The organism is Actinomyces polynesiensis (assembly GCF_000820725.1).
In the GTDB taxonomy this organism is placed as follows: domain Bacteria; phylum Actinomycetota; class Actinomycetes; order Actinomycetales; family Actinomycetaceae; genus Pauljensenia; species Pauljensenia polynesiensis.
Genome location: NZ_CCXH01000037.1, coordinates 1 through 4,879, shown reverse-complemented (window position 1 = coordinate 4,879; position 4,879 = coordinate 1). Strand labels below are relative to the sequence as shown.

Sequence of the window (4,879 nt, the reverse complement as noted above, 5' to 3'; positions counted from 1 at the left end):
CCGGGTGTCGGTCGCAGCCTGGGTGTCCGGGTCGGGGTCCCCGCTGCGACCGCCCTCGCGGGCGTCACGGGAGCGCAGCTCGGAGATGGCCTCCTCGAAGTCGTCCAGCGACTTGAAGCCACGGTAGACGGAGGCGAACCGCAGGTACGCGATCTCGTCCAGTTCGGAGAGGAACGGCAGGATCGCCTTGCCCACCTCCGCGGTGGACACGCTCGACACGCCGCTGGAACGCAGGACCTCCTCCACCTGCTGTGCCAGCAGGGCGAGGTCGTGCTCGGAGACAGGTCTGCCCTGACAGGCCTTGCGCACCCCGGAGACGACCTTCTCCCGGGAGAAGGGTTCGACCACACCGGAGCGCTTGACGACCTGGAACGAGGAGGTCTCCAGGGTGGTGAAACGGCGCTTGCACCTCGTGCACTCCCGGCGCCGACGGATGGAGGCGCCATCATCGGCGATCCGCGTGTCGACGACACGCGAGTCCTCGTTGTGGCAGAAGGGGCAGTGCACGGTGACCTCCGTCGGGAAACTGCCCCAACGCTACGTTCCCGTCAGTCCCGCGTGCAACACCAGTCGCAGTGTCACCGGGTCAGGGGCAGGCGGCCCCACCCCTCCGGCGGCACCCGGCCCCTCACTGGACGGGCAGGACCAGCTCCGTGCCTGGCGTCAGCGTCATTGAGGAGTCGTCGAGACCGTTGAGGGACTTGATGTCGAGGACCACCTGCTCGAGGGGCCGCTGCGAACCGACCTCGCCCGCGAGTTCCCAGACGGATTCACCGGCGGTCACGTCGTGGACCCGTGTCGGGCCCGCATACGGATCGGGTTGCGCGAGCAGGCCCGCCCCGGCACCGATGCCCCCGGCGACGAGCACCGCGAGCACCCCCAGCACGACCCGTCGCACCAGAACGGCGGGAGAGGGAACCTCGGCAGGAGCCCGGACGACCTGCCCGCGCAGCACGGGGCGACGGCGCATGGCCGGGTCCTCCCGCACCTGGGCGTCGCGACGGCGACGGGCGGAGGGGGCGGAGGAGATCTCACGCACCTCCGCGACCTCGGGCTCGGGCAACGGCCGGAGCCGAGGACGTCCACCCAGTCCGCGTACCGACCCGGCGGGGACCACATTGATCGCACTCATGACCTTCTCCTCCGCTCGTCCACATCGAACATGCGTTCGTCGAACACCTGTACGATACAGTGTCTCCCGGGTGATGTCGAGACCCGCTCGAACATGTGTTTCACATCCGCGCCGGACTCGCATAACCTGAGGACACCAGTGGAACAGCACCCATGTGCACCTGCGGTCGGCGACGACCGCAGCAGTTCCCGGACGACCAGGAGGGCCACCGTGCACGAGCAGCCGAACCTCTCACCGCGACAGCTCCAGATCCTCGAAGTCGTCCGCGACTCCGTGGACGACCACGGCTACCCGCCGTCGGTGCGGGAGATCGCCGACCGGGTGGGCCTCGCCTCCCCGTCCACCGTCAAGCACCACCTGGACGCCCTCGAACGTGCCGGATGCCTCCAGCGGGTCCCCGGACGCCCTCGTGCCCTCGAGGTCGCCCCCCTCGGGCGCAGCGCCCTGCCCTCCCCTGCGCCCACGCGGACCGCCCTCCCGGAGGGCCGGCCGACCGCCGACGACCACGGGGCCGCCGACCTCCCGCCTGCCCTCGTCACCGTCGAGGTGCCCGTCACCCATGCCGAGGAGGCCGCCTCGCCGGTCCCCCTCGTCGGTCGCATCGCCGCGGGCTCCCCCATCACGGCCGAACAGCACGTCGAGGACGTGTTCGAGCTGCCCACCTCGCTGACCGGTCGCGGGGACCTCTTCATGCTCGAGGTCAGCGGCGAGTCCATGGTGGAGGCGGGCATCCTCGACGGTGACTACGTCGTCGTCCGGGCCCAGGCCACCGCCGACGACGGACAGGTGGTCGCCGCGATGATCGACGGGGAGGCCACCGTCAAGGTCCTCTCGCACTCGGACGGCCACGTGTGGCTGCTGCCGCGCAATGCCGACTACTCCCCCATCCCCGGCGACGAGGCCACGGTCCTGGGACGTGTGGTCACGGTGATCCGCTCCCTGTGACGGGCCGCCCTCCGGCGTCGCTCCACCGCGGCGCGGGGGCGCACCGAGAGCCCCCGTCGTCCCGGGGGAGGGTCAGCCGCCCGACCGACACGCAGCCGCCGCACCGGACACGCAGCCGCCGCACCGGACACGCAGCCGCCGCACCGGACACGCAGCCGCCCCGCAGACCCGAGGGCCTGCGGGGCGTCTCCGTGTCCCAGGAGCGACTCAGAAGCCCAGGTCGCGGGCAACCTGACGGAGCCGCTGGGCGGAGGCCGTGAGGCCGTCGCGCTCGGCCAGGGTCAGCGGCGGGTTGAGGACACGCCCCGCCCCGTTGCGTCCCACCAGCGTCGGGGCCGCCATGCAGACGTCCGAGATGCCCTCCCAGTCCTCCAACAGGCTGGAGACGGTGAGGACCCGGTTCTCGTCACGCAGGACCGCGCCGGCGATGTTCGAGGCGGACAGGCCGATGGCGTAGTTCGTCGCGCCCTTGCCCTCGATGATCTTGTACGCGGACTGGACGACCTCCGTGGCCAGCTCCTTGCGGAGGGCGGAGTCGAAGGTGCGCCCCGACAGGGTCGGTCCCCACTGGGCCAGGGGCACGTTGCCGATCTCCGCGGAGGACCACAGGGCCACCTCGGAGTCCCCGTGCTCACCGGCGACGTAGGCGTGGATGTTCTGCGTGGCCACACCCGTCTCCAGGGAGACGAGGTAGCGCAGGCGGGACGTGTCGAGCACCGTGCCGGAGCCGAACACCTGGTTGCGCGGCAGGTCCATCAGCTTCAGCGCCACGTAGGTGACGACGTCCACCGGGTTCGTGATGAACATGAAGACCGCGTTGGGGGCGACCTTCTGCAGGTTCGGCACGATCTTCTTCATGAGGCTCACGGTGGAGCCCGCGAGTTCCAGACGCGACTGTCCCGGCTTCTGCTTGGCCCCGGCCGTCACGATGACGAGGTCGGCCCCCGCCACGATCTCCACGTCGTCAGATCCCTCCACGCTCCCGCAGGGCGTGAACTGGATGCCGTGGGCGATGTCGAGTGCCTCGGCCTCGACCTTGGGCTTGTTGATGTCCTGCAGCACGATGCTGCGGGCGTCGCCACGCATCGCGCAGGCGTACGCCACGGCGGTCCCGACCGCCCCGGCGCCGATGATGGCGATCTTCGAGGGGCGTCCTGTGGACGCCGACGGATAGAGACTCTTGGCTGTTGTCTGGGGCACGTTGTCCTCCTGTTGCCGATGGTCGACACCATCTTCTCAGATCCGACGCCGATCAGTGTGGGTCCTCCGGCTCGGGTCCCGAAGCTCCGACCGCAGCCGCGAGCCTGCGCAGGCAGGCGCGGGCCACCTCCGGGTCGGTCGTCGGCCACATCGACGGCATGGACGCACGGATGAAGGACCCGTACCCCTTCGTCAGCAGGCGTCGGTCCAGCACCGCCACCATCCCCCGGTCCTCCGTGCTGCGCAGGAGACGCCCCGCTCCCTGGGCCATGAGCAGCGCGGCGTGGGTGAGGTGCACCGAGCGGAAGCCGCCGTGACCGCGGCGCTCGGCGTCGATCGAGCGCGCCTTGGCCACCGGGTTGTGCGGATGGGGGAACGGGATGCGGCCGATGACCACCAGACGGCAGGAACTGCCGACGACGTCCACCCCCTGCCACAGGGACATGGTCCCCACCAGGCAGGAGTCGCGGTGGTCGCGGAAGCGTTGGACCAGGGAGGAGATCGTCTCCTCCCCCTGGACGAGCACCTCCAGGTCAGTCCCCGCGCGCAGGGCCGCGGCGCCGGCCTGGGCACCCCGCCAGGAGGAGAACAGGGCGAGCACGCCGCCGCCACTCGCCCCGGCCAGGTCCACGAGCTCTGCGAGTGCCTCCTCGCCGGGTCCTCCCGGACCCGGGTCGGGCAGGTGGCGAGCGACGTAGAGGATCCCCTGCGACGCGGTGTCGAAGGGGGTCCCGACATCCACCCCGTGCCACGGCGCCTTGGACACCATGAGACCGGTCTCACGTGCCATCGCGTCGAAGGAGCCGCCCAGCGCGAGCGTGGCGGAGGTCAGGACGGCCGGTCGCTCCCCCAGGCCGACGGCTCCGATCGGCCCGGCCACGTCCAGCGGCGCGATGACGAGCTGCTGGGTGCCCTCACGCTCGTTGCGTGAGACCCAGGTGATGGACTGGGCGGGCTCGCGGTCCCAGGCGTCCATCGCGACGACCAACTCGTCGAGCGCGCCCTTCGCCAGCAGCTTCGAGGCCTGGTCCGCCGAGGAGTCGGCCACCCGCTGCAGCGCCTCGCGCACCGCCGTGTCCAGCGTCGACATCGCCACCCGCAGCTTCTCCGGGCGCTGCAGGAGCAGCCCCTCCTCCAATGAGGAGACGACGACGCCCAGGGCTGCGCCCGCCTGGTCGAGGGTCTCGGTGGGGACCTTCGCATGGGTCCTCGCCGAACGCGCCACGCGCTGGACGAGCCCCTGTGAGACCTCGACGCTGGCCTGGTCGCGCACGCGGTCGGCGAGCTCGTGTGCCTCGTCCACCACCACGACGTCGGTCTCGGGGAACAGGTCCAGGCCGCCGGTCGCCTGGATGCCGAGCAGGGAGTGGTTGGAGACGACCAGGTCCGCCTTGGTGGCCCGGTCGCGGGCGTGCTGGGCGAAGCACTCCTCGATCATGGGACAGGCCTTCCCCAGGCACTCGCGCTTGGAGACCGACACCTGCCGCCAGGCACGGTCGGAGACCCCCGGGACCAGGTCGTCGCGGTCACCGGTGTCGGTGTCCGCGGCCCACTCCCGCACCCGCAGGACCTCCTGGCCGAGATCCGTGACGGGTCCGGCCT

The 4,879-nt window shown here is 71.1% G+C and carries 5 protein-coding genes; 1 reads left to right on the top strand and 4 read right to left on the bottom strand.

Annotation, left to right across the window (positions count from 1 at the left end; all coding sequences use genetic code 11):
• Together nrdR and TA90_RS01410 are read right to left on the bottom strand one after the other, a co-directional pair.
• A partial coding sequence (nrdR, locus tag TA90_RS01415) for a transcriptional regulator NrdR (RefSeq protein WP_052450356.1) occupies window positions 1-507 on the bottom strand: 507 nt, incomplete at its 3' end.
• A gap of 121 nt (window positions 508-628) precedes the next feature.
• Window positions 629-1,132 carry a LysM peptidoglycan-binding domain-containing protein gene (locus TA90_RS01410; RefSeq protein ID WP_043534240.1) on the bottom strand — a complete coding sequence of 168 codons (504 nt, stop codon included), beginning with the start codon at window positions 1,130-1,132 and terminating at the stop codon, window positions 629-631.
• A gap of 210 nt (window positions 1,133-1,342) precedes the next feature.
• Between TA90_RS01410 and lexA the strand changes: the two genes are divergently transcribed.
• Window positions 1,343-2,077 carry a transcriptional repressor LexA gene (gene lexA / locus TA90_RS01405; RefSeq protein WP_043534239.1) on the top strand — a complete coding sequence of 245 codons (735 nt, stop codon included), beginning with the start codon at window positions 1,343-1,345 and terminating at the stop codon, window positions 2,075-2,077.
• A 207-nt stretch (window positions 2,078-2,284) separates the two neighbouring features.
• Here lexA and TA90_RS01400 read toward each other — a convergent pair whose 3' ends face one another.
• Window positions 2,285-3,277 (bottom strand): L-lactate dehydrogenase, encoded by a 993-nt coding sequence (locus tag TA90_RS01400; RefSeq protein WP_043534238.1) that lies wholly within the window; start codon window positions 3,275-3,277, stop codon window positions 2,285-2,287.
• Between the two features lie 52 nt (window positions 3,278-3,329).
• On the bottom strand, window positions 3,330-4,879 hold a 1,550-nt coding region (locus TA90_RS01395; RefSeq protein WP_043534237.1), incomplete at its 5' end, for an ATP-dependent DNA helicase.

Excerpts from the sequence above, each read along its gene's own strand:
- TA90_RS01410 (WP_043534240.1), bottom strand. The coding sequence starts at position 1,132 with ATGAGTGCGATCAATGTGGTCCCCGCCGGGTCGGTACGCGGACTGGGT.